The following is a 22,062-nucleotide window of genomic DNA, read 5'->3' as shown; positions in this document are numbered from 1 at the left end:
TTGTGTTGGCTTCTAATGTTCTGGAGTCCCCGGGAATGGGGATACGGTCCTCGTCATGCCGAAAAGATTCTCCACTGTGAGAGGCCGTGAGTTCGGGGACGGCCTCCGTGCGGCCGTCGCCGCCACGGGAATGACGTCGCGTCAGGTCGCCGCACTCGTCGGCTGGCAAGAAGCCAAGCTCTCCGACCTGATCAACGGCAAAGGCGGTGCCACCGAACTGGAACTCGCGCTGTTGCTGGGCGTGTGCCGGACGCCGACGGGGGAGCGGGATCACCTGCTCTCGCTGTTCACCGGCACGGGCGTCAAGGGGTGGTGGCAGGAGCACGGCGCCTGCGCGCCGATCAGTCCGCGGACGTTGGTCGAGCACGAGCGCCTCGCGAAGAAGTTGTTCAGCTGGCAGACGATGCTGTTGCACGGCACGCTGCAGACTCCGGGTTACACGCGTGCGGTGATCACCGCCTGTGTGAATGTGCCCAGGGACGAGGTGGAGGCCCGGGTCGAGGCGAGGGTGCAGCGGCAGGAGGCCCTGCGCGGCGGGGTGAAGGCGGCCTACTTCGTTCCCGAGTCGGTGTTGCTGGACGAGGTCGGCGGCCCCGGGGTCATGCAGGAGCAGTTGCGTCACCTGGACAAGCTGGCTGCGCGGCCGAGCATCGTGATCCGGATCGTGCCGCTCGGCGTCGGTGCACACGCGGGCATGGCCGGGTCATTCGACATGTTGACGTTCGACAGGTACGAGGACGTCGTCTTTCTGGAGAGCGAGAACTCCAGCCTGATCATCGAGGCGCCGGACGCCGTCAAGGCATATGGGCGGATCGTCGAAGGGCTCGAACTCGTCGCCTTGGATGCGGAACAATCGAGGGAGCTGATCAAGAAGTTGCTGACATGAGGAGACTCGATGGCCGAATGGCGCAAGAGCACCCACAGTGCGAACGCGAGTGCCTGTGTTGAGGTCGCAGTCGGCATCGGCATCCGGGACAGCAAGGCGCCCGCCGCCCACGTCGAGGTGGGCACCGCCGCGTGGACCGCGTTCCTCGCGGGCGTCACGCGGGAGGGCTGAACGGCCGGTCGTTACCATCCGAACCATGACGATGCCCGCAGCGATCGAGGCCGTGCGAGAAGCGTTCGTCGGGCTGGCCGCGGAGGAGTTCGACCTGCCGCCGCGGCAGGCGTTCGGCGACAGCCGGTCGCTCGTCATGGCCGTGCACCACCGGCCCACGGGGTCGACGGCGGTCAAGGTGATCAGCATCGAGGTCGAACGGGATCCGATGATCACGGGCACGGTCGTGTACTCGCATCCGGACGGGCAGTTCGTCACGGACGCGGTGGCGCTCACGACCCTGCGCACGGGCGCTGTCGTCGGTGTGGCAACGGATCTGCTGGCCGACGAGGACGCGTCGCACCTGGCGTTGCTGGGAGCCGGGGCGCAGGCCGCGGATCAGGTCAGGGCCGTGCACGCGGTGCGGCCGTTGAAGAAGCTCGTCGTGTTCAACCGGAACGCCAAGAAGGCCGAGGCGTTGCTGGAGAGCCTCAAGGACGAGCTGCCGGACACGGTCATGGACGTGGCGACGCAGGCCGAGGAAGCCGTGCGGGACGCCGACGTCGTGTGCTGTGCGACGGCGTCGACCGTGCCGCTGTTCCGGTGCGACGCCCTCAAGGAACGTGTGCACGTCAACGCCATCGGGTCGTACCGGCCGGTGATGCGCGAGCTGCCCGAGGACCTGCTGGCGACCGCAGGGGTCGTGGTGGTGGACCAGGTCGAGGCGGCGCTGAGCGAGGCCGGCGAGATCATCCGCGCGGTGCAGAGCGGCGTCCTCAGGCTGGAGTCGCTCGTCGAACTCGGTGCGGCACTGGGGAATCCGCCGCTGCGGGAAGGCCGGACGGTGTTCAAGTCGGTCGGCGTCGCGGTGCAGGACTGGGCCGTCGCAAGGCTTCTGGCCTAGCCGCACTGCCGGTCGTCAGGCACCAAAGCTGGTCAGGCGCTTCGCCGCAGACTTGAGGCAGAGCGGCGGTGTCTGACCGCACTGCGGTCGGCGCGGACACCGTGTACCGGCCGTGGTAGCGCTTTCAAAGCTGTGAGCAGCCCGGTTGGTAGTAGTTATGCGCTCGATGATCATGAGATGGTGGTACTTGCACACGCCCCAACCTGCCTAACCAACCGGTCTTGGCGTAACGCGTAGAAAAAGCGCTGGACGTGAACCCATCCGCCGCGGGGGTTCACGTCCAGCGCACTTGCATCTCCCCGTCAGGCCATGCGCAACCCGACGGGGAGAGACCTCAGACCTGCCACTTCTGGCTGGCGACGCCGAGGCAGTCCCAGATGTGGGTTCTCGTACCGTCGGCCGAGGAACCTCCGACGGTGTCCAGGCACTTGTTGGCCTGCGGGTTCACGATGTCCTGTGCCCCGCTGACGGCCCATTGCTGGGCAGCCGAGCCGTTGCAGTCCCAAAGCTGGACCACTGTGCCGTTCGCGGTACCGCCACCGCTGACGTCGAGGCACTTGCCCAGCGCGCGGATGGTGCCGTCACCGGGACGGCTCCACTTCTGGGCGGCGTTGCCGTTGCAGCCGACGATCTGGATGGGCGTGCCGTTGGCGGTGTTCGCCCAGGGCACGTCGAGGCACTTGCCGCCGATGCCGCGGATCTCCGAGCCGCCACCGCTGGGGGTGTCGTTCGAGGCGCGGACCCAGTCGATCACGAGCTGCTGCGGGAACGTCGTGCTGGCGTCCGGGTAGCCCGGCCACTCGCCGCCGACCGCGAGGTTGATGATGATGAAGAACGGCTTGTTGAACACCCACGGGTTGCCGTTGACGTCCGTCGGCGTGTTGCGGGCGTAGACGTTGCCGTCCACCGACCACGTGATCTCGCCGGGCTTCCAGTCCACCGCGAAGGTGTGGAAACCGTCGGAGAAGTTCGGGCCGTTGTAGGCGTGGGACTTGCCGCCGGCGCCGGAGTAACCGGGGCCGTGGATCGTGCCGTACACGGTGTTCGTCTGGTGTCCCAGGAACTCCATGATGTCGATCTCACCGGAACCCGGCCACGGGTTACCGGTGTTGATGTCCGCGCCGAGCATCCAGAACGCGGGCCAGATTCCCTTGCCGCGCGGCATCTTCATGCGCGCTTCGAACCGGCCGTAGGTCTGGGTGAACTTGTTCGCGGTGTTGATGCGCGCGGACGTGTACTGACACCGCCCGTACCAGCAGTTGTAGTTGCCGGGGTTCTCGCGCTTGGCCGTGATGACCAGGTTGCCCTGGCCGTCGTGCGCCGCGTTCGAGGTACCCGACTGGTACCACTGGTGTTCCTTGTTGTTGCCGTTGTTGTTGCCCACTTCCATGTTCCACTTGCTGCCGTCGACACCGGTGCCGGCGGGAGCGTTGAACTCGTCGGCCCAGGTCACCGCCGCGTTGGCAGGGGGAGCTTGGCTGGTGGTGGCGACGGTGATCCCTGCGGCCACCATCAAGGCGGCGGCAAGGGCCGTCCCGATGCGTCGCTGCATCGAACCGACCTTTCCGGGTGTTGAGTTGTGCGCCCAGTGGTTCGGAAGTGTTGTCGTGCCGTGACTCTCGGTCAACGTGTAAAGGTTTTCACGAATTTGTCAGATGAGAGCGCTCTCAGGGGATCAAGCCCTCTGCCAGCGGCGTTGTCCCTGGAAGACCGGAAAACCGGTCTTCCAGGGACAGGTGAGGTCAGCCCTGCGGGGTGGTGATGACGTTGAAGACCGACCCGCCGCTCGCCTGGCGGGCGCTGAGGTCATCGAGGATCGTCGAGAGCGGAGAGTAGTTGTTCAGCTCGCCCAGCTGGCAGGCGCCGCTGCGCGACTGCTGGCTGCCGTTGAGGATGCCGAGCCCGGCCTTGGTGACCTGGCTGAACAGCGGGCTGCCGCTGTCACCGTTGCGCGCGCACAGGTCGGTGTTGATGCCGACGTCGGTCGAGAGGACGCGGCCGCACCGGGTGCCGACGAGGTAGCCCTCACCGGCGCCGCTGTCGAAGGAGTCCGGGTAGTTCACCGCGCTCGACCCGGAGCCGGTGGCGCAGACGATCGCGCCGGTCAGGATCCTGGACAGCGGGGTGACCGAGGTGATCTCCTGGTTCTGCGACGTCGCCTGCGGACCGCACGGGGTGTCGCCGTTGCTGTCCAGACCGCCGTTGCGGCAGTACTTGAGCACGGTGTTGCGGTTGGTCTGGCTCTCCAGCCACCTGGTGGCGGTGGCCGCGTCGACGTACCGCACGGCGGCGTAGTCGTACGGGTAGGAGTTCTTCTCGATGCCGTGCTGGTTCAGGATCACCTGGCGGTTGTGCTCGGTCGGCACGTTGTTCGTCTTGGTGGCCATGCAGTGGCCCGCCGTCAGCACCCACGGCACACCGGGGAACGCGCCGCCGGTCGTGCGCAGGTTGTAGCCGCTCGTGCAGCCGCCGGTGGTGCCGTTGTCACGCCTCATGTCCAGGCGCAGGCCGCCGCGCATGGGGCCGTAGTTCGTGCAGTAGAGCGGGTGGCAGAAGCCCCAGTCGACCGGGTCGGCCGAGTACGGCGTCGGCTTCGGCAGAACGCGGGCCGACACCATGCCGGGGTCGGCGTCGAAGGTGCGGATCTCCGCCTGGGCGGCCGTCCCGACCTTGTTCTCCCTGAGCCACGCGCGTTCCCAGACGACGACGCGGTTCTCGGTCGTGCTGATGGCCGGCAGGTACACCGACTCGGCACCGGCACCGACCTGCCTACTGATCCGGTCGTGCGCCGACTGCAGCGAGGCCAGGGAGTTCTTGACCGTGCGGACCTTGACCTTGGCGCGGTCGGGCATGGCGGCGATCTGCCGCTGGGCGGCGGCGGGCTTCGTCATCGCGACGACGAGCTCGCCGGTCTGCTGGTCCAGCCACATGCCGCCGTACTCAGCGGCGGCCTCCTTGCGCAGCGTCGCTTCGAGCTCGGTCGCGTCGTTCTGGAGCTCGAGTCTCCGCAACGCTTCGCGTTCGGTGACGCGGTAGGTCTGCACCAGGTAGTCGATCGACTCCTTCACGGAGCTCGGGTCGATCGCGGTCTGCGACGTCGGACCGGCGGTGGCCGAGATAGCCGTGACGGTCGACGCGAACAGCAGGCCCGCGGTGACCGCCCCCAGGATCTTGGCTGATCGCAATGGTTTCTCCTTGCCGATGTGAGTGACCTGCCATTCATATCGGCGCGGTGGCCATGATCGCCGGAATCCGCAAGATCTTCACAAAATCTCCGCGCTTGACGTTGGCGGCTAATGGCGTTAGCTTTTGGGCTATGGCAGTTCGCTCACGTCTCACCACCGCCAAGGTCGTCGACGCCGCACTGGAGCTGGTCGACGAGCAGGGCATCGACGCACTGACGCTCGCCGCCGTCGCCGCACGGACCGGTGTCGCCACGCCGTCGCTGTACAAGCACGTCGCGAGCCTCGGCGACCTCCGGGCCCACGTCGGCCTGAGGGTGATGGAGCACATGACCGCCTGGCTCACCGAAACCGTGGTGGGCCGGTCGGGCGACGAGGCCGTCAGCGCGCTCGTGCACGCGTACCGCGCGTACGTCCAGAAGCACCCGAAGCGCTATGCGGCCGCGCCGATGGACCCGCTGCACGACGAACTGCAGCGGGCGGCCGGCCTGAAGTTCATGGAACTGGTCCTCGCGACGCTGCGGAGCTACGGCCTGGAGGGCTCGGACGCCGTCCACGCCGCGCGGCGGCTGCGGGTGATCGTGCACGGTTTCGCGTCCATCGAGTCCAGTGGCGGGTTCGGCCTGCCGGAAGACCTCGACGAGACCTACGACCAGCTCGTCCGGATGTATCTCGATGATCTCAGGGGGCAATCGTGAAGTGGACGCTTTCGGCCGCAGGCCTGCTCTTCCTGCTGTATCCCGCGTCAAGACCGTGGCACGACGAAACGACGGCGGCGGGCGCCGCGGCCTCGATGGGGTCGACCGCGTGGGTGCTGTCGCACCTGTTCGCCATGATCGGCTTCATCCTCGTGCCGATCGCGCTGCTGCAGATCCACCGCACGGCCGCGATCACGTTCTGGGTCGGCGCGGGTCTCACGCTGCCGTACTACGGCGCCGAGGACTTCGGTCTGCACGCCGTCGCACAGCAGCCGAACATCCTCGAACTGGCCGAGTCCGTGCGCTACAACCCCGTTGCCGTCACGACTTTCGCGCTCGGCCTCGTCACCATGGGGGTCGCGGCGGTCATGGTCGCGCTGAAGCTCCGCACCACTGCGGCGATCGTCTTCGCCGCCGGGTTCGCGTTGTTCCTGCCGCAGTTCTTCACGCCACCGGTGGTGCGGATCGCCCACGGCGTGCTCATGGTCGTGGGCTGCGTGTGGCTGGCGTGGGACTCAGCGCGCAGTGAGGCGGAAGACCCGCAGTTCGCGGCCGCCTGAGCGCTCCACGTAGTCCTGGAACGCGGGCCAGGCCGCCACCATGCGGGTCCAGGCGGCCTCCCGCTCGGCCCCTTCGAGCAGCGTGCCCCGCACGTCGCGGACGTCACCGCGCACGTTGACCTGGATGTCCGGGTTCTTCAGCAGGTTCGTGGTCCACGCGGGGTGGTGGGGCTTGCCCCAGTTGGAACCCACCACCAGCATCGAGTCGCCGTCGGCCACGTACTGGACCTGGTTCTCCCGCCGCTCACCGGACTTGGCGCCGACGGTGATGAGCGTCAGGCCCGTCTGCCTCGACAGCGAGACGAGGGTGAACTTGCCGCCGGTCAGCTTGTAGAGCAGGCGATCGGTGCCGATCACGGCCTTCTCCAGCAACGACATTCAGAATGCTCCCGTCGACCTCGCCGCGTGGACGGCGGCGGTTCTGTTGTGCACCCCCAGCTTGCGCATCGCGCCCCGGAGGTAGGCCTTGACGGTTTCGGTGCTCAACCCGAGCTCGGCGGCGATCTCCCGGTTGGACGCACCGACCGCGGCCAGCCGCAGCGTATCGAGTTCCCGCGGGGTCAGTCCGGTGGGGACGCTGACGGGCGCTTCGCCGCCGAGGTTCTGGTGCACCTTGCGGAGTCGTTCGCGCAGCACGGGATCGCCGACGAGCTTGGCGACCTCGGCGAGCTCGCGGAGTGCGGCCTGGGTGTGAATGGAAGGCATGTCCAGGTCCTGTGCGAATCCCTGTGCGATGGCGCCGGCCATCCTGATCGCCCGGTCACCCACTGTCGCCTGCCCGCGCACGGCCCCGTAGAGGACGCCGTGCACCGTGCCGCGCACCGTCACCGGGTAGGCGAACACCGAGGTCAGACGTTCGTCCACGACCACCATCTGATCGAACTCGTGGGTGATCGCCCTGGTCGAGGCGTAGTCGTTGACGCGGACCGCGGTGCCCATCGCGATCGCCGTGCCGCCCAGGCCCCGGCCGGTGCCGACGCGCAGTCCGTGCAACGACGTGCCGCGCGTGCCCTGGAAGCTGCTCAGCAGCAGGTCGCGGCCGGGCGTGACCGCGCCACCGAACACGACCGGCAGCCCGGTGGCCCGGCGGAGCATGTCCAGACGCTGCGGCAGCAATGCCTGGAGACGGTCTGGCAGCACGTCCAGCAGTCTCGCTGACGGCCGCACCCTCGAAAAGGGGTACACCCCCGTCCGGGGGTATACCTGCGGCCCCGGTGCTCCCACCCTCTGCGACATGTCCAGTCACGACATCTACCGCGCGGCCCGCGACTCGATGCTCGCGGACCCCGGCGCGTTCACCTGGCCCAGCTTCGACGGCGGCTTCAACTGGGCGCACGACTGGTTCGACGTCATCGCGCAGGGCAACACCACCACGGCGTTGCACATCGTCGAGGAGGACGGCTCCGAGCGCGCCTGCTCGTTCGACGAGCTGCGCCGCCGGTCGAACGGCGTCGCGCACTGGCTCGCGTCGCACGGCGTCGGCCGGGGCGACAGCGTGATGATCATGCTGGGCAACCAGGCCGAGCTGTGGGAGTCGATGCTCGCGGTGATGAAGCTCGGCGCGGTGATCATGCCGACCACCACCGCACTCGGGCCTGCCGACCTCGCCGACCGGCTGCGGCGGGGTTCGGTGCGGCACGTCATCGCGCGGGCCGAGGACGCCGGCAAGTTCGAGGACGGTCCGGTGCTGATCTCGGTCGGTGGCGCGCCGGCGGGATGGCTCGACTACGCGGAAACGGCCGAGGCGCCGGACGACCCGTTGCCCCACCCGGAGACCAAGGCCGACGACCGGCTGCTGCTCTACTTCACCTCCGGCACGACCAGCCGTCCCAAGCTCGTCGAGCACACCCAGGTCTCCTACCCGGCCGGCCATCTCACGACCATGCACTGGATCGGTGTGAAGCCCGGCGACGTGCACCTGAACATCAGCTCGCCCGGCTGGGCCAAGCACGCTTGGAGCTGCTTCTTCGCGCCGTGGATCGCCGAGGCGACGATCTTCGTCTACAACTACGCCCGGTTCGACGCGGCCGCGCTGCTCGGCCAGATCCGCGCGAAGGGCGTCACCACGTTCTGCGCGCCGCCGACCGTGTGGCGGATGCTGATCAAGGCCGACCTCGGCGGCGGCCCCGGCGCGCTGCGGGAGGTCGTCGCCGCCGGGGAGCCGCTGAACCCCGAGGTGGTCGAGCAGGTCCAGCAGCAGTGGGGCCTCACGATCCGCGACGGCTTCGGCCAGACCGAGACGACGCTGTCGGTCGGCAACGTGCCGGGCGCGCCCGTGAAGCCCGGTTCGATGGGACGGCCGTTGCAGGGCGTCCCGGTCGTGCTCGTCGACCCGATCACCGGCGAGCAGGCCGACGAGGGCGAGATCTGCATCGACCTCAGCCGGCGGCCGATGTCGTTGATGGTCGGCTACCACGGCGACGAGCAACGCAACGCCGAGGCGATGGCCGGCGGTTACTACCACACGGGCGACATCGCGAGCCGGGACGAAGACGGCTACCTCTTCTACATCGGGCGCACGGACGACGTGTTCAAGGCGTCGGACTACAAGATCTCGCCGTTCGAACTGGAGAGCGTGCTGATCGAGCACCCGGCGGTCACCGAGGCGGCCGTGGTCCCTGCGCCCGATCCGGTCAGGCTCGCGGTGCCCAAGGCCTACGTGGCGCTGAGCGCGGGATGGGAGCCCGACCGCGAGACGGCGCTGCAGATCCTGCGGCACGCGCGCGAGAACCTGGCGCCGTTCCAGCGGATCCGGCGTCTTGAGTTCTACGAGCTGCCCAAGACCGTGTCCGGCAAGATCCGGCGCGTCGATCTGCGGGAACGGGAGGAGAAGGGCGTCGCCGGAACAGGGGAGTGGCGGGACGACCAGTTCCCCGAGCTGCGCCGCTAACGTGGAGCTCCGCCGTCCTAGGGCCTGTATCGAAGTCTGATCCGCGACAGCCGGGCCCGAGGCGGCCCCTGGTGGCACGGCCGGATGGCCCACATACAACACCGGTATGCGGGCCGTCCGGCCGCACCACCAGAAACCACCTCAAGCGCAGCTCTCATCGAACCAGACTTCGATACAGGCCCTACACGACAGGAGCAGACATGGTCCGCAAGATCTCAGGACGTCCGGCCGTGATCACCGGGGCGGCCTCGGGAATCGGCCGCAGCCTCGCGCAGAGGTTGTCGCGGCACGGTTCCCCGGTGGTCATCGCCGACGTCAACGAGATCGAGCTGGAGAAGACCGCCGCCTCGCTCAGCGGACCCGTGCTCAGCCGGGTGCTCGACGTGCGTGACGCCGACGACGTGAAGCTGTTCGCGGAAGAGGTGCGGGCCTGGCTGGACCTGCCGCTCGCGGCGGTGTTCAACAACGCGGGCGTCGCCACGTCGACGAGCGTGCTGAACTCCGTGGCGGAGGACGACTCCTGGCTGTTCGACATCAACTACTGGGGTGTCGTGAACGGCACGCGGGCGTTCCTGCCGTTGCTGCTCAAGCAGAACTACGGCGTCGTCGTGAACACCTCCAGCGTGTTCGGGCTGTGCGGCATGCCGAACCAGAGCGCCTACTGCGCCGCGAAGTTCGCCGTCCGCGGTTTCACCGACTCGCTGCGCCAGGAACTGCGCGGCACCGGCGTCTCGGCGGTCGCGGTGCACCCCGGCGGCATCAAGACCAACATCGTCCGCAACGGGCGCATCCACACCGAGCTCGACGAGCAGGGCCGGTCGCTCGACCAGATCGCCGCGGACTTCGACAAGATCGCGCTGACCACCCCGGACAAGGCCGCCGAGGTCATCCACCGCGGTGTCGAACGCGGCAAGGCACGCGTGCTGGTCGGGCCGGACGCCTACGTGTTCGACGCACTCGCCCGCATCACCCCGACGCATTACTACTCCATCATGGCGCGCCTGTTCGAGCGGTGAGGCATGATCCTCGCCGTGGCTTCGGAGACGGTCGTGCGGCGGACCGAGCAGTGGTTCGTCCGGCAGGGCGCGCCGACGATGATCGAGGGCTACGGGTTCCGGTCGCACGTGCTGCCGCGGATGATGCCGGCGCTGACGTTCGTCGCGGTCGGCAGCCTCGCGTGGCTGGTGCTGCTCAAGTCCACCGGCCTGTCGAAGTGGGTGCTGCTCGGCGTGATCGTCGCGGTGATGGTGTCCGCGTGGATCCTGTTGTCGCTGTTCGTGCGGCGGCTGCCGAGCTTCTCCCCGCGCACGACCGTGGTGGTGCTGGTGGCGTACGCGGCGATGCCGGTCATCGTGCCGTTGCTGCAGCTCGCCATCAACGACAAGGTCACCACGCCTGGAGCCGACGACCCCGAGACGGAGTGGTGGGTCACCGCGCTGTGGTTCGTCGTTTTCTTCGGTGTGGCCTTCGTGGCGACGATGCTGGCCACCACCTACGGGCTGGGGGCACTGCTCAAGGCCGCCATCCGGCACGTGATCGCCGACCTGAGCAACAGCGTGCACCTGCTCGGCCGGGCGTTGCCGCCGATGCTGTTCGTGACGCTGTTCCTGTTCTTCACCGGTGAGCTGTGGCAGGCGATGAACCAGCTGCTGTGGCCGCGGGTCAGCCTGGTCGTGCTGCTGTTCGCCTCGATCACCGTGCTCGCGGCCGCCGCCCGGCTGCGCGACGAGATCGGCCGCGTGGAACAGGACCTGCGGCCGGAGGTGTTGAAGACCGCCTGCAAGGGCACGCCGCTGTCCGGAGTGGACATCACCGAGCCGTTGCCGGCCAAGCGGTTGAACGGCCGTCAGACGCGCAACCTGCTGGTGATGCTCGCGATCCGGCAACTCGTGCAGGCAGCCGTGATCGGGCTCGCGCTGTTCGCGTTCTTCGTCGTGCTGGGCCTGATCGTCGTGACGCCCGCGATCGCCGAGCTGTGGATCGGACAGCGGCCGGAGATGTCGTGGCCGGGTGTGCCGTCGGCGATGCTGCGCAACGCCACGCTGTTCGCCGCGTTCGGCAGCATGTACTTCTCGGTGACCTCGATGAGCGACGCCGAGCACCGGCGCCAGTTCTTCGCGCCCGTGATCGAGAAGGTCGAGCGGACGCTGGAGGTCCGCGCGGTGTACCTGGACGTCAGAGAGCGGGCTGCAGCCTGAGCTTCGCGTCCCTGCTGGGCGGCGCGCCGAACTGGCGCCGGTACTCGCGGCTGAACTGCGACGGGCTGTCGTAGCCGACCCGGTGGCTGACGCTCGTCACGTCGGAGTTCGTCGCGAGCAGCAACCTGGCCTCCTGCAACCGGATCTGCTTCTGGAACTGGATCGGGCTCATCGCCGTGACGGCCTGGAAGTTGCGGTAGAACGCCGACTCGCTCATGCCCGCGATCCGCGCGACGTTCTCGACCTTGAACGACTCGGCGTAGTTCTCCCGGATCCACCGGACCGCCCTGGCGATGTGGCTCAGGCTGCTGTCCTGCGCGCCCAGCTGGCGGACGACCGCGCCCTGTTCGCCGGTCATGACGCGCCAGAGGATCTCCCGCTTGATCAGCGGGGCGAGCGCCCGCGCGTCCCTCGGCTGGTCGAGGAGGCGGGCGAGCCTGGTCACGGCGTCGATCAGCTCGGGGGAGGCGTCGCTGACGGCCAGGCCCTCCGGAGTGCCCGCGGCCTTCGGGAGGTCGCCCGTCAGCAGCAGTTCGGCGACCAGCTCCGGCTTGAGGACCAGGCCGAGGCCGAGCGCGGGTTCGGACGGGCTGATGCCGACGTAGTTGCCGGTGATCGGCATGTCGATCGAGGCCACCAGGTACTGGCCCGCCCGGTAGTCGTAGACGCGCTCGCCCAGTGCGATGCGTTTGCGGCCTTGGGCGACGAACGCGAGGATCGTGCCGGACATCGACGGCGCGGGCGGGCCTCCGGCCGTCGTCCTCGACACCAGGACGTCGTCGATGATCGTGGTCATGTCCGGCCGGGCATGTCTGGCGATCAGCGCGCGTAGCTCGTCCACGTCCCCGATGGTCCACGGTGGTGGGACGATCAGGCAAGTCCGCCGGCGAACGTCAGCGCCTCTTCGAGCGGTTTGCGGCGCAGGTCCGGCACCTCGCAGTCGTCCGCCGGGTAGCCGACCGGGAAGAGGATGTACGGCCGCTCGCCCTCGCGTCCGAGCAGGTCGGTCAGGAACGTCATCGGGTTCGGCGTGTGCGTCAGCGTCGCCAGGCCCATCGAGTGCAGTGCCGCGATGAAGAGCCCGCACGCGATGCCGACGCTTTCGTTGGTGTAGTAGGTCTTCCTGCCGTCCTGCTGCTTCTGGGCGAACGAGACCACCAGCCACGGCGCGATCTCCAGGAACTCCTTGTTCGCGTCGGTCTCCAGGTGTGCCAGCGCCGCATGCCATTCCGGCAGCTCGCGCTCGTGGTAGAAGCGGCGTTCCTCCTCTTCGGCCGCTGTACGGATGCGGCGCTTGAGATCCGGGTTCCGGGTCGCGACGAACCGCCACGGCTGCTGGTGCGCGCCGCTCGGGGCGGTGTTCGCGGCCAGGACCGCGAGCTCGATCGCCTCGGCCGGCACGGGATCCGGGGAGAACCAGCGCACGGACCGGCGCGCGTCGAGCAGCCGGTGGAAGGCCCTGCCGCGGTCGAGTCCTTCCTCGATCGGCAGCCGGGGCGGGGTGAACGGGATGAACGGGTGGGTGTGCGGTCGGGTCACGGTCCGGACGATGCCCGTGCCGCACTCTTTTGACCAGTTCACATTTCTCCGGTCAGTCATAAGCTCAGCTCATGAATTTGCCCAACGTGACGCGCGGCAGCTCGAGTACCTGATCGCGGTGGCCGAGACGGGCTCGCTGACCGCGGCCGCCGCGCGGTGTCACGTGTCGCAGGGCGCGATCTCACTGGCGCTGAGCGAGCTGGAACGGGTGCTGGACCTGCGCCTGGTCGTCCGGTCGCCGCGCAGGGGAGCGGCGCTGACGGCGGCGGGTGTGCGGGTGCTCGCGGACGCCCGCCGCGTGGTCGGGGCGATGGGCGACCTGGGAGCCGAGGCACGGGGGTTGAGCCGGCAGGTCAGCGGTGTGCTGACGGTCGGTTGCTACGCGCCGATCGCGCCGTTCCACCTGCCTGCGGCGATCGCGACGTTCGAACGCGCACACCCGGAGGTGTCCGTGCGGTTCGTGGAGGGGAGCCTGCCGGAGATCGGCGAGGACCTGATCACCGGGCGGTGCGAGATCGCGTTCCTCTACGACCAGGACCTGGTGCCCGGCATCGCCACCCGGACGTTGTACGACCAGTCGCCCAAGGTGCTGCTGCCCGCCGGGCATCGCCTGCGCCGGCGTCGTGCGGTGGCTCTGCGCGAACTCGCGGACGATCCGTTCGTGCTGCTGGACGTCCCGCCGAGCGAGCGCTACTTCCGTTCGTTGTTCACGGCGGCCGGCGCCGAGATGGTCGTGACGCATCGGGCGCGCAGCTTCGAACTGGCGCGCTCGCTGGTGGCCAGGGGCATCGGCTACTCGATCACCGTCCAGCAGCCCGCGCTGACCACGTCCTACGAAGGGCTGGAGGTGGTGGCGGTGGCGTTGCGCGACGAGGTGCCCACGACACCCGTGGTGCTCGGCTGGGCGGCCGGCGGACCGCTCACGCGTCGCGCGCAAGCGTTCGCCGACCACTGCGCCGCGCTGTTCGCCCGGAACCGGTGACCGTCAGATCGCTTGCGCGATCGCGATGTTGCCGGCCAGCCGGTCCCCGGCCTCGTAGATCATGTACTCCCGGCCCTGGTACGTGCCGAAGGACGGCGCGGCAGACCTGCCGTTGTCCGGTGCGCCGGACAACGAGTCGTGGAAGACGCCGAGGTGGTTGCGCTTGCTGAAGTCGAGGCCCACCTCGGTGATCAGGATGTTGCCGCCGCTGCCGATGTCGGTGTTGTAGACGACGTAGACGCTGTTGTTGCGGAACAACAGGTGCGGGCCGCCGACGTTGACCGCGCCCACGTCCTGGTGCCGCACGAGCGGGGTCTGCGAGAACGTCCAGTCGCGGGCGTTCGCCGACCAGCCCCACCCGATGTCCCGCCGGTTCGTCGTGTTGTTGAGCATGAACACCATCACGTAGCGGGCGTTGCGCGACGGCAGGTCGTGCCGGAACACCCTGGCGTAGGAGGTCTCCGTGGTCCCCGCGGGCAACAGGCGCGTGGACAGGACCTCCTTCTCGTAGGAGAAGTGGATGCCGTCGGCGGAGCTGGCCAGCCGCGTCACGGTGTTCTCGCCGTGGAAGTACAGGTACATGCGCTTGACGTCGTCGTTCCACATCGCGTGCGGCGACGACACGTGCGACACGGTGTACTCGCCGGGCCAGCTCCGCGTGATGATCGGGTTGCCGGCGTACTCGGTGAACTCCTCGTCCAGCGTGTTCGCGTACGCCAGGCAGATGCCGCCGGGGGCGTCGTGCGGTGCGTAGTAGAGGTAGTACGCGGCGAGCGCGCCGGGGATCCGGTCCCTCGTGCCGCGGATGGTGGGGAAGATCAGTTCGCCGGTGGGGTTGTAGCGGAGCTTGCTCTTGACCAGGGCGAGCCTGCGGTACCGGTAGTCCGGGAACCCCGCGGGTGCGGCGACGGCCTGGGGCGCTGCCCCCGCGCTCGCTGCCAGCACGGCCGCGCCCGCTGTCCCGAGCAGCAGTTGTCGGCGGTTCGGTGCCATGGGAACGCTCCTTTGCGTCGAGGACTCCGAGGTTCCGGACGGTAGGGGGTGACGATGCGACGAAACAAGGCTGTAATACGAATTATCAGCTGGGACCGCATGATCGCCGGGTCCGGCCGGCAATTCCCCGATGTGCCCGGCTGTGGTAGTCGAAGACGCGGTGGAGCCCTTGAATACTCCTGTTGATCCGATTTGCCAAGTGAAGAAGAAAGAAGAAATTCCGGTTCTGTCGAGATGTGATCGGCGGTATGGTCCAGACCAGGTGGACGTCCAATCGAGACGGTGTGCGGAGGAGTCGGCCATGCCGTGTTTCTGCTGCTCAGGTGCATTGATCAAATCGGTGTTCCAAACGGGAACAATGGTGGGAGAAAGTCGCACCGCGTATCAATTGGCCGACTGCGATCTGGTGTGATCCGGGCAGGGAAGGACGCCGTCGAATGACGAACAACGACCCGCTCCGATTCGAATTGGTCCAGAACGGACGGTGGAATGAGCCGGGTGTCCTCATCTGCCGGACGGAGGCGGTCGCCGCCGCACGGCAGGCGCTGACGGCGGAGCCGGCGGACGACGACACGTTCTGGCAGGCGGTGCTGGTCCTGACCCGCGCCGACGAGCTCGATCTGGCCCACCGGCACTGGATCGCCGCCACCGGCGTCAGCCGGGACGTCCACGGCCTGCTCGGTGGCCGGATCATGCTGCTGCGCGGCGACCCTCGCGCGGCGGTCCGGCTGCTCGACCGGAGTGTCCGCCCCCGGTTGCGCGTCGTCGCGACCGCGTGGCTGGTCCTCGCGCTCACCGAGACCGGAGAACTCGGCAGGGCACGCGCCGTGCTGGAGGCGGAACGTGCCCCGGACAGCGCCGAACTGCACTTCGCCCGCGGCCGGCTCCTGCTGGCGGAGGGGCAGAGCGCCGCGGCGCTGGACGAGTTCCTCGAATGCGGGCGGCTCCTCGCGGCGTCGGGTGTCGTGAATCCAGCGGTGCTGCCATGGCGGTCGTGGGCCGCGCTGGCCGCCGTGGACCAGGGAGACCTCGTGCTCGCGCGGATCTGTGCCGACAAGGACCTGGTCGCGGCGAGACGCTGGGGCGCGCCACGGGGCATCGGACTCGCGCTGCACGCCTCGGCGCTGGCGCGCGGCGGTGACGACGTCCTGCTCGAAGAAGCGATCACCTACCTGGGGCGGACCTCCGAGGCTTTCCGCGCGCGGCACGACCTGGCGCAGCTCCTGCTCGCGCGCGGCGAGGTCGAGCGCGCCCGCAAGCACGCACGGCACCTGCGTTCTTGTCCACAATGGACTAAAGCGGCGGAGGCGCTGACGTCGCGGCTGTTGCGCAAAGACGGCGAGTCCGCGTTGAGCGCCCAGGAACGCAGGATCGCCCTGCTGGCCAGGGCGGGGAGGTCGAACCGCGAGATCGCCGCCGAGCTGGGCCTGACGTTGCGCACCGTCGAGTTCCACCTCACCCGCGTCTACCGCAAGATGGGCGTGGCGGGCAGGCCGGGGCTGCGCCGGGCGTTCGTCCCGACGGCGTGAACGCGCCGACGCCGGTCTGCCGGTCGGGCCACGAGTGCCCGGCGGCCGTCGCGGCGGATCTGCTGGAGGCGGGGGAGAACTGGACCGACGCCGTCCAGGCGGCCGAGCAGGCGCTGGAATCCACTGCCTGCAGGGCGAACGCGCAGTGCGTGTCGCGTGCTTTGGGCACGCTGGTCTGCGCGGGCGAGCTCGGCGCCGCCGACGCGCACAGCCTCGCCCTGCTCGAAGAGAGACCCGGCGACCAGGTGCTGGCGGAGCACGTGGTGCTCGCCCAGGCCTGCGTCGCGCGCCGCACCGGTGACCTCGCGAGGTGCTCGTCGCTGCTCGCTCTGCTGCGGCACAACGGCATCGCGGCCGAGATCCGCCCGGTCGTGCTGCTCTCGACGGTGGAACTGCTCGTGGCCCGAGGGGAGCTCCAGGAGGCCGAAGCCGCGCTGCTCGGCCACGACGCCGATGGTCCGCTGCGCCTCGCGGCCGAGGCGGTGGTGGCGATGGCGCAGGGCCGTCCGCGGGACGCCCTGGACGGCTGTCTCGCGTGCGGCCGGGAGGCCGGCGCCGGCAATCCCGCTGTGCTGCCGTGGCGTTCTCTGGCGGCACGCGCCGCGCTGGCGTGCGGGGACACCGGGGAAGCCCTGCGGCTGGCGTTGGAGGAGCACACCGCCGCGGCGCGCTGGGGTGAGCCCAGAGCGCTCGGCTGGAGCCTGTCGGCGGTCGCGGCGGCGAGTCCTCCCGACGGCGAGGACCTGGTGGCCTACGAACGTGCGATCCGCTTGCTGGACATGGCACACGCCCGGATGGAGCTCGCGGAAGTGCTGTGCGACTACGGCGATCGCCTCGTCGTGCACGGCAAACAGGCGGCGGCGCGCGAGATCTACACGCGTGCCCGTGGCACGGCACTGGACGTCGGCGACACCGTTCTGCTGCGGCGGGTCGACGAAGCCGCGCGCGGTGTCGCGGCGCCGGAGCTGACCCCCGTCGAAGCCGAGGTCGCCCGGTTCGTGTGCGCCGGCCTGAACAACAAGGAGATCGCGTCCCGGCTCGCGATGGCGACGCGGACCGTCGAACTGCACCTGACCAGGGTCTACCGCAAGCTCGGGCTGTCGGGCCGCCGGGAGTTGCGGGCCACCCGGTGGGCCTGGCTCCACGAAAGAACTTTGCGGACCGACCGTGGTGCTGCGGAAGGTCCCCGCGGGTGATCGTGGAGCCCTGAGGGAGGGAGCCCGCAGATGCTCACACGACTACTCGCGGCCTTGTTCGCACTCACCTTCGCCGTCGCCGGCGTGCCGACCGCGAACGCGGCGATCGACCACACGGTCACCCTGGTCAACAACACCGGTCAGACGATCTGGGTCGGCAGCACCGTCAACGCGGACGGCTCCAAGGCGCTGACGAACCTGCCCACGCTGCGCCACGGCCAGTCCGCGACCATCACGATCCCCGAGACCGCCTCGCCGGGCCACTGGCGCGGCACGTTCTTCGCCCGGCAGGGCTGCACCGGGACCTCCGGCGCGGACTTCCGTTGCGCGGTGGGGGACTGCGGTGTCCAGGCCGCCCGGTGCGTCACCGGTGAACAGCCGGCCAGCCTCGCCGAGTTCAACTTCGACACCCGCGACCGGCTCGCCCCCTGGTACAACGTCAGCTACGTCAACGCCTTCTCCGTGCCGGTGACCATCACCCCGGTGAACGCCTCGATACCACCGGGTTCCACCTCGTGCGGCACCGCCGGTTGCCCCGAGAACCTGTTGCCCTTCTGCAACCCCGCGTACGTCAAGTACGGCGCCAACGGTCAGCGCATCAACTGCGTCAACCCCAACCGCGACGCCCAGACCGACTACAGCTCCACCATCAAGTCCCGTTGCCCCAAGGCCTACGCGTGGTCCAAGCAGGACACCGAGCCCGGCAACCAGACCGTGTACCAGTGCGCGAACTGCAGCGGTTTCAAGGTCACGTTCAACTCCGTGGCCTGAAACGATCTCCACCCCTGAAAGGAAAACGATGAAGCCCACCGCCAAGGTGCTCGGCGCCGTCGCGACGGCCGCGGCCCTGTCGTTCGTCTTCTCCGGCACGGCCTCCGCCGTCAGCGGCACCGCCAGCTACTACAACGACGCCGGCTACGGCGCCTGCGGCACCAGGATCAACGCGGCGACCGAGCTGCTGGTGGCGGCACCCGCCGCGCTGTGGACCACGCCCAACCCGAACAACGACCCGCTGTGCCGCAAGTCCATCCGGGTCACGCACAACGGCCGCACCATCACAGTGCCCATCAAGGACAAGTGCCCCAGCTGCGCGAGCAACAAGATCGATCTCAGCCAGCCCGCGTTCTCCCGGCTGGCCGACACGTCGCTCGGGATCATCTCCGTGAACTGGGAAATCGTCTGACGCCGTTCAAACCAAGGGGGAGCCAGGGGTCCTGGCTCCCCCTTCTCCACAGGAGATCGACCATGTTCGCGTTGCGCACTTCCCTGCTCGCCGCCGCGACCCTGGCACTGGCGGCCACCCTCACACCTCATGCCACGGCGGCCACCGTGCAGGAGGACGTCATCGCCCTCACGAACGCCGAACGCGCCAAAGCGGGATGTCCGGCTCTGCGGCAGAACGCGGCGCTGAGCACCGCGGCCCAGCGGCACTCGGCCGACATGGCCACGCACAACTTCGTGGGCCACACGGGCTCGGACGGCAGCAGCATGGTCACCCGGATCGAACGGGCGGGCTACACCCGCTGGACCAGGGCCGCCGAGAACGTCGCCGCCGGGAACCAGACGGCCGCCGACGTCGTGCGGGGCTGGATGAACAGCTCCGGCCACCGCGCCAACATCCTGAACTGCGCCCTGCGTGACATCGGTGTCGGCCACCAGTACCGGCAGAACACCAAGTACGGCCACTACTGGACGCAGAACTTCGGAACGCGCTGAGGCGCTCCGTCAGGAGAACGGATAGCGCTGGTCGTACCTCGACATGTGATCGACCGGCAGATCGTCGCGCACGCGGGCCACGAGGTCGGCGACCATGGCGCGGGGTGACTCCGCCACGACGTGGACGAACTCGCCGGCCTCGGCGAACGCCATGAACACGCGGAAAGCGGACGCGGGGGTGTGGTCGACCACCAGGAGGCCGCCGCACCCGTCCGAGCCGAGCGGCACCCACTCCGGCCGCCACGGCGCGTACGGGTACTCCTCCCGCATCGCCTGCTGCTGGTCCCACGTCCGCGTGGCCATGTCGACGCTCATGAACGCGCAGGACGACGCGATCTCGAACGGCGACGGCTCACCGTGGTCGGCGCCGTCGTGCCACTCCCACAACGTCACGAGGTCGGGGTGAAGCGGGACGAGCAGCCTCGCGGTCAGCGGAGCGAAGGCCGCGGCGGAGGCCCCCGGCAGCAACGTCGAGCGTGCCCGCGGGTCCTTCCGCGCGAGCAGTTCGCCGAGTTCGGTGAGCAGAGCCTGCACGCCCGCGACGCTACCCGGCGGCTGATACGTTGCCTGGTGGACGGGTCGATGAGGATCCATCGGCCCCTCGTGAGAAGGGTTGGCTCGATGAGCTTGCTGCGCAGCTACGTGTCGGGTGGATGGCACACGCCTTCGGTGGAGGGCGCGCCGTTGCACGACGCCGTGACGGGCGAGGAGATCGCCCGGATCTCGTCGGCGGGCGTCGACATGGGGGCGGCGCTGCGGTACGGGCGAGAGGTCGGCGGGCCCGCGTTGCGCGAGCTCACGTTCCACCAGCGCGCGCAGCTGCTGAAGGCCCTCGGGCTCTACCTCAAGGAGCACAAGGCCGAGCTGTACGCGCTGTCCGCCCGCAGCGGCGCGACGAGGTCCGACTCGTGGATCGACGTCGACGGCGGCTTCGGCGTGCTGCTCGGGTACGCGTCCAAGGCCAAGCGCGAGCTGCCCAACGACAAGGTCTACGTCGACGGGCCCGTCGAGCCGCTCGGGCGGGGCGGCACGTTCGTCGGCCAGCACATCTGCACGCCCCTGCACGGCGTCGCGGTGCAGATCAACGCCTACAACTTCCCCATGTGGGGGCCGCTGGAGAAGTTCGCGCCCGCGTTCATCGCCGGGGTGCCGTCGCTGATCAAGCCCGCGTCCCAGACGGCGTACGTGACCGAGAAGCTGGTCGAGCTGATGCTCGCCTCCGGTCTGCTGCCCGAGGGGTCGTTGCAGCTGGTCTGCGGTTCGGCCGGCGACCTGCTCGACCACCTCACCCCGCAGGACCTGGTCGGGTTCACCGGGTCCGCGTCCACCGCCCAGCACCTGCGCACGCACCAGGCCGTGATCCGGTCGTCGGTGCGGTTCAACGCCGAGGCCGACTCGCTGAACTGCTCGATCCTCGGCCCGGACGCCGTCCCCGGCACGCCCGAGTTCGACCTGTTCGTCGGCCAGCTGGTGACCGAGATGACGACCAAGGCGGGCCAGAAGTGCACGGCGATCCGGCGCGCGCTGGTGCCCGAGCCGCTGATGGACGCCGTGGCCGAGGCGACCGCCGCGAAGCTGGCCGAGGTGGTCATCGGCAACCCGGCCGACAAGTCGGTGAAGATGGGCGCGCTGGCCGGTCTGGAGCAGCGCGAGGAGGTCCGCCGGTCGCTGAAGGCGTTGCGGGAGAACGCCTCGGTCGTCTACGGCGACGGCGCTCTGTCTCTTGTGGACGCTGACGCCGAGCGCGGCGCGTTCATGTCGCCGATGCTGCTGCGCGCCGCCGCCGACGCCGTGCAGCCCCACGAGGTCGAGGCGTTCGGGCCGGTGTCGACGCTGATGCCCTACACCTCCGTGGACGACGCCGTGGCGCTGGCCGCGCGCGGTGCGGGTTCGCTGGTGGGCTCCATCGTCTCGGCCGACACGGACTTCGTGCGCGAGGTCGTGATCGGCGCGGCACCGTGGCACGGCCGGTTGCTGGTGCTCGACCGCGAGGACGCCGGCGAGTCGACCGGGCACGGCTCACCGCTGCCGATGCTCGTGCACGGCGGCCCCGGCCGGGCCGGTGGCGGTGAGGAGATGGGCGGTATGCGCGGCGTGCTGCACCACATGCAGCGCACGGCCGTGCAGGGAAGCCCGCGCGCGTTGAGCGCCATCACGAACCGCTGGGTGACGGGCGCGCCTCGCCGCGAGGACGCGGTGCACCCGTTCCGCAAGACGCTGGCCGAGCTGCGCCTGGGCGACACGGTCGTCGCCGGTCCGCGTGAGGTGACACTGGAGGACATCGAGCACTTCGCGACGTTCACCGGCGACACGTTCTACGCGCACATGGACGAGGAGGCCGCCGCCGCGAACCCGTTCTTCGGCGGCCGGGTCGCCCACGGCTACCTGGTGGTCTCGTTCGCGGCGGGGCTCTTCGTCTCGCCCGAGCCCGGACCGGTGCTGGCGAACTACGGGCTGGAGAACCTGCGGTTCGTCACCCCGACGTTCCCCGGCGACCAGCTCACGGTGGCCCTGACGGTCAAGCAGATCACGCCGCGCGAGGACCAGGAGTACGGCGAGGTGCGCTGGGACGCCGACGTGACGAACCAGAAGGGCGAGTCGGTCGCGAAGTACGACGTGCTCACGCTCGTGGCCAAGAG

At 69.1% G+C, this 22,062-nt stretch carries 23 protein-coding genes; 15 read left to right on the top strand and 8 right to left on the bottom strand.

Annotation, left to right across the window (positions count from 1 at the left end; all coding sequences use genetic code 11):
• Positions 1-55: 55 nt before the first annotated feature.
• The 3 genes from SK571_RS32170 to SK571_RS32160 are packed head-to-tail and all read left to right on the top strand — an operon-like array spanning position 56 to position 1,940.
• Entirely contained in the window at positions 56-886 is an 831-nt protein-coding gene (locus tag SK571_RS32170) for a DUF5753 domain-containing protein (protein ID WP_319987856.1), read from the top strand.
• A 9-nt stretch (positions 887-895) separates the two neighbouring features.
• Complete coding sequence (locus SK571_RS32165; RefSeq protein WP_319987855.1) at positions 896-1,057, top strand: DUF397 domain-containing protein; 162 nt, start codon at positions 896-898, stop codon at positions 1,055-1,057.
• Positions 1,058-1,082: 25 nt separating this feature from the next.
• A complete protein-coding gene (locus SK571_RS32160; RefSeq protein WP_319987854.1) occupies positions 1,083-1,940 on the top strand; it encodes an ornithine cyclodeaminase family protein in 858 nt (285 codons plus the stop codon).
• Between the two features lie 334 nt (positions 1,941-2,274).
• Here the strand turns inward: SK571_RS32160 and SK571_RS32155 are convergent, their stop codons facing one another.
• Together SK571_RS32155 and SK571_RS32150 are read right to left on the bottom strand one after the other, a co-directional pair.
• Positions 2,275-3,492 carry a family 16 glycosylhydrolase gene (locus SK571_RS32155; protein WP_406602067.1) on the bottom strand — a complete coding sequence of 406 codons (1,218 nt, stop codon included), beginning with the start codon at positions 3,490-3,492 and terminating at the stop codon, positions 2,275-2,277.
• Positions 3,493-3,682: 190 nt separating this feature from the next.
• The gene (locus SK571_RS32150; RefSeq protein ID WP_319987853.1) at positions 3,683-5,125 is read right to left on the bottom strand and encodes a trypsin-like serine protease; all 1,443 of its coding nucleotides are present in this window, start codon (positions 5,123-5,125) and stop codon (positions 3,683-3,685) included.
• Positions 5,126-5,256: 131 nt separating this feature from the next.
• Here SK571_RS32150 and SK571_RS32145 point away from each other — a divergent pair, with 131 nt between their 5' ends.
• Positions 5,257-5,820 carry a TetR/AcrR family transcriptional regulator gene (locus SK571_RS32145; protein ID WP_319987852.1) on the top strand — a complete coding sequence of 188 codons (564 nt, stop codon included), beginning with the start codon at positions 5,257-5,259 and terminating at the stop codon, positions 5,818-5,820.
• Positions 5,817-6,380 (top strand): hypothetical protein, encoded by a 564-nt coding sequence (locus SK571_RS32140; RefSeq protein ID WP_319987851.1) that lies wholly within the window; start codon positions 5,817-5,819, stop codon positions 6,378-6,380. The genes SK571_RS32145 and SK571_RS32140 overlap by 4 nt, the downstream gene beginning before the upstream one ends.
• Here the strand turns inward: SK571_RS32140 and SK571_RS32135 are convergent.
• Positions 6,336-6,758: a nitroreductase family deazaflavin-dependent oxidoreductase gene (locus SK571_RS32135; protein ID WP_319987850.1), complete on the bottom strand. Its 423-nt coding sequence runs from the start codon at positions 6,756-6,758 to the stop codon at positions 6,336-6,338. The two genes, SK571_RS32140 and SK571_RS32135, sit on opposite strands and share 45 nt — an antisense overlap.
• Entirely contained in the window at positions 6,759-7,520 is a 762-nt protein-coding gene (locus SK571_RS32130) for a helix-turn-helix transcriptional regulator (protein WP_319987849.1), read from the bottom strand.
• 94 nt (positions 7,521-7,614) lie between these two features.
• Between SK571_RS32130 and SK571_RS32125 the strand changes: the two genes are divergently transcribed.
• The 3 genes from SK571_RS32125 to SK571_RS32115 all read left to right on the top strand — a co-directional run bounded on the left by SK571_RS32125 (position 7,615) and on the right by SK571_RS32115 (position 11,468).
• Positions 7,615-9,270 (top strand): AMP-binding protein, encoded by a 1,656-nt coding sequence (locus SK571_RS32125; RefSeq protein WP_319987848.1) that lies wholly within the window; start codon positions 7,615-7,617, stop codon positions 9,268-9,270.
• A 200-nt stretch (positions 9,271-9,470) separates the two neighbouring features.
• Positions 9,471-10,286 (top strand): SDR family NAD(P)-dependent oxidoreductase, encoded by an 816-nt coding sequence (locus SK571_RS32120; RefSeq protein WP_319987847.1) that lies wholly within the window; start codon positions 9,471-9,473, stop codon positions 10,284-10,286.
• Between the two features lie 15 nt (positions 10,287-10,301).
• Entirely contained in the window at positions 10,302-11,468 is a 1,167-nt protein-coding gene (locus tag SK571_RS32115; RefSeq protein ID WP_319987846.1) for a hypothetical protein, read from the top strand.
• Here SK571_RS32115 and SK571_RS32110 read toward each other — a convergent pair.
• Together SK571_RS32110 and SK571_RS32105 are read right to left on the bottom strand one after the other, a co-directional pair.
• Positions 11,446-12,309, bottom strand: coding sequence for an AraC family transcriptional regulator (locus SK571_RS32110; RefSeq protein WP_319987845.1), 864 nt, complete (start codon positions 12,307-12,309; stop codon positions 11,446-11,448). The two genes, SK571_RS32115 and SK571_RS32110, sit on opposite strands and share 23 nt — an antisense overlap.
• Positions 12,310-12,338: 29 nt before the next feature.
• Positions 12,339-13,007, bottom strand: coding sequence for a nitroreductase family protein (locus tag SK571_RS32105; protein ID WP_319987844.1), 669 nt, complete (start codon positions 13,005-13,007; stop codon positions 12,339-12,341).
• A 58-nt stretch (positions 13,008-13,065) separates the two neighbouring features.
• Between SK571_RS32105 and SK571_RS32100 the strand changes: the two genes are divergently transcribed.
• Positions 13,066-13,989 carry a LysR family transcriptional regulator gene (locus tag SK571_RS32100; RefSeq protein WP_319988002.1) on the top strand — a complete coding sequence of 308 codons (924 nt, stop codon included), beginning with the start codon at positions 13,066-13,068 and terminating at the stop codon, positions 13,987-13,989.
• A 3-nt stretch (positions 13,990-13,992) separates the two neighbouring features.
• On the opposite strand, the gene SK571_RS32095 is transcribed toward SK571_RS32100, so the two are convergent.
• Positions 13,993-14,982 (bottom strand): hypothetical protein, encoded by a 990-nt coding sequence (locus SK571_RS32095; RefSeq protein ID WP_319987843.1) that lies wholly within the window; start codon positions 14,980-14,982, stop codon positions 13,993-13,995.
• Positions 14,983-15,419: 437 nt separating this feature from the next.
• Here SK571_RS32095 and SK571_RS32090 point away from each other — a divergent pair, with 437 nt between their 5' ends.
• From SK571_RS32090 to SK571_RS32070, 5 genes are all read left to right on the top strand, one after another.
• On the top strand, positions 15,420-16,511 hold the full coding sequence (locus tag SK571_RS32090; protein WP_319987842.1) for a helix-turn-helix transcriptional regulator: 1,092 nt from the start codon (positions 15,420-15,422) through the stop codon (positions 16,509-16,511).
• Complete coding sequence (locus tag SK571_RS32085) at positions 16,508-17,707, top strand: response regulator transcription factor (RefSeq protein ID WP_319987841.1); 1,200 nt, start codon at positions 16,508-16,510, stop codon at positions 17,705-17,707. The genes SK571_RS32090 and SK571_RS32085 overlap by 4 nt, the downstream gene beginning before the upstream one ends.
• A 30-nt stretch (positions 17,708-17,737) precedes the next feature.
• Positions 17,738-18,478: a thaumatin family protein gene (locus SK571_RS32080; RefSeq protein ID WP_319987840.1), complete on the top strand. Its 741-nt coding sequence runs from the start codon at positions 17,738-17,740 to the stop codon at positions 18,476-18,478.
• Between the two features lie 28 nt (positions 18,479-18,506).
• Positions 18,507-18,890: a cysteine/serine endopeptidase inhibitor gene (locus SK571_RS32075; RefSeq protein WP_319987839.1), complete on the top strand. Its 384-nt coding sequence runs from the start codon at positions 18,507-18,509 to the stop codon at positions 18,888-18,890.
• Positions 18,891-18,952: 62 nt separating this feature from the next.
• Positions 18,953-19,423 (top strand): CAP domain-containing protein, encoded by a 471-nt coding sequence (locus SK571_RS32070; protein ID WP_319987838.1) that lies wholly within the window; start codon positions 18,953-18,955, stop codon positions 19,421-19,423.
• 9 nt (positions 19,424-19,432) lie between these two features.
• On the opposite strand, the gene SK571_RS32065 is transcribed toward SK571_RS32070, so the two are convergent.
• Positions 19,433-19,957: an SMI1/KNR4 family protein gene (locus SK571_RS32065; RefSeq protein WP_319987837.1), complete on the bottom strand. Its 525-nt coding sequence runs from the start codon at positions 19,955-19,957 to the stop codon at positions 19,433-19,435.
• A gap of 87 nt (positions 19,958-20,044) precedes the next feature.
• Between SK571_RS32065 and paaZ the strand changes: the two genes are divergently transcribed.
• The coding region (gene paaZ, locus SK571_RS32060) for a phenylacetic acid degradation bifunctional protein PaaZ (RefSeq protein WP_319987836.1) at positions 20,045-22,062 on the top strand (2,018 nt) is incomplete at its 3' end.

It is taken from the genome of Lentzea kristufekii (genome assembly GCF_033949925.1).
Classification (GTDB): Bacteria; Actinomycetota; Actinomycetes; order Mycobacteriales; family Pseudonocardiaceae; genus Lentzea; species Lentzea kristufekii.
This window is presented reverse-complemented; position numbering and strand designations above follow the sequence as displayed.

Bases quoted from the DNA above. Each gene is read 5' to 3' on its own strand.
- SK571_RS32080 (WP_319987840.1), top strand. From the start codon at position 17,738: ATGCTCACACGACTACTCGCGGCCTTGTTCGCACTCACCTTCGCCGTC.
- SK571_RS32090 (WP_319987842.1), top strand. From the start codon at position 15,420: ATGACGAACAACGACCCGCTCCGATTCGAATTGGTCCAGAACGGACGG.
- SK571_RS32135 (WP_319987850.1), bottom strand. From the start codon at position 6,758: ATGTCGTTGCTGGAGAAGGCCGTGATCGGCACCGATCGCCTGCTCTAC.
- SK571_RS32155 (WP_406602067.1), bottom strand. From the start codon at position 3,492: ATGCAGCGACGCATCGGGACGGCCCTTGCCGCCGCCTTGATGGTGGCC.
- SK571_RS32170 (WP_319987856.1), top strand. From the start codon at position 56: ATGCCGAAAAGATTCTCCACTGTGAGAGGCCGTGAGTTCGGGGACGGC.
- SK571_RS32165 (WP_319987855.1), top strand. From the start codon at position 896: ATGGCCGAATGGCGCAAGAGCACCCACAGTGCGAACGCGAGTGCCTGT.
- SK571_RS32075 (WP_319987839.1), top strand. From the start codon at position 18,507: ATGAAGCCCACCGCCAAGGTGCTCGGCGCCGTCGCGACGGCCGCGGCC.
- SK571_RS32145 (WP_319987852.1), top strand. From the start codon at position 5,257: ATGGCAGTTCGCTCACGTCTCACCACCGCCAAGGTCGTCGACGCCGCA.
- SK571_RS32070 (WP_319987838.1), top strand. From the start codon at position 18,953: ATGTTCGCGTTGCGCACTTCCCTGCTCGCCGCCGCGACCCTGGCACTG.
- SK571_RS32160 (WP_319987854.1), top strand. From the start codon at position 1,083: ATGACGATGCCCGCAGCGATCGAGGCCGTGCGAGAAGCGTTCGTCGGG.
- SK571_RS32125 (WP_319987848.1), top strand. From the start codon at position 7,615: ATGTCCAGTCACGACATCTACCGCGCGGCCCGCGACTCGATGCTCGCG.
- SK571_RS32120 (WP_319987847.1), top strand. From the start codon at position 9,471: ATGGTCCGCAAGATCTCAGGACGTCCGGCCGTGATCACCGGGGCGGCC.
- SK571_RS32095 (WP_319987843.1), bottom strand. From the start codon at position 14,982: ATGGCACCGAACCGCCGACAACTGCTGCTCGGGACAGCGGGCGCGGCC.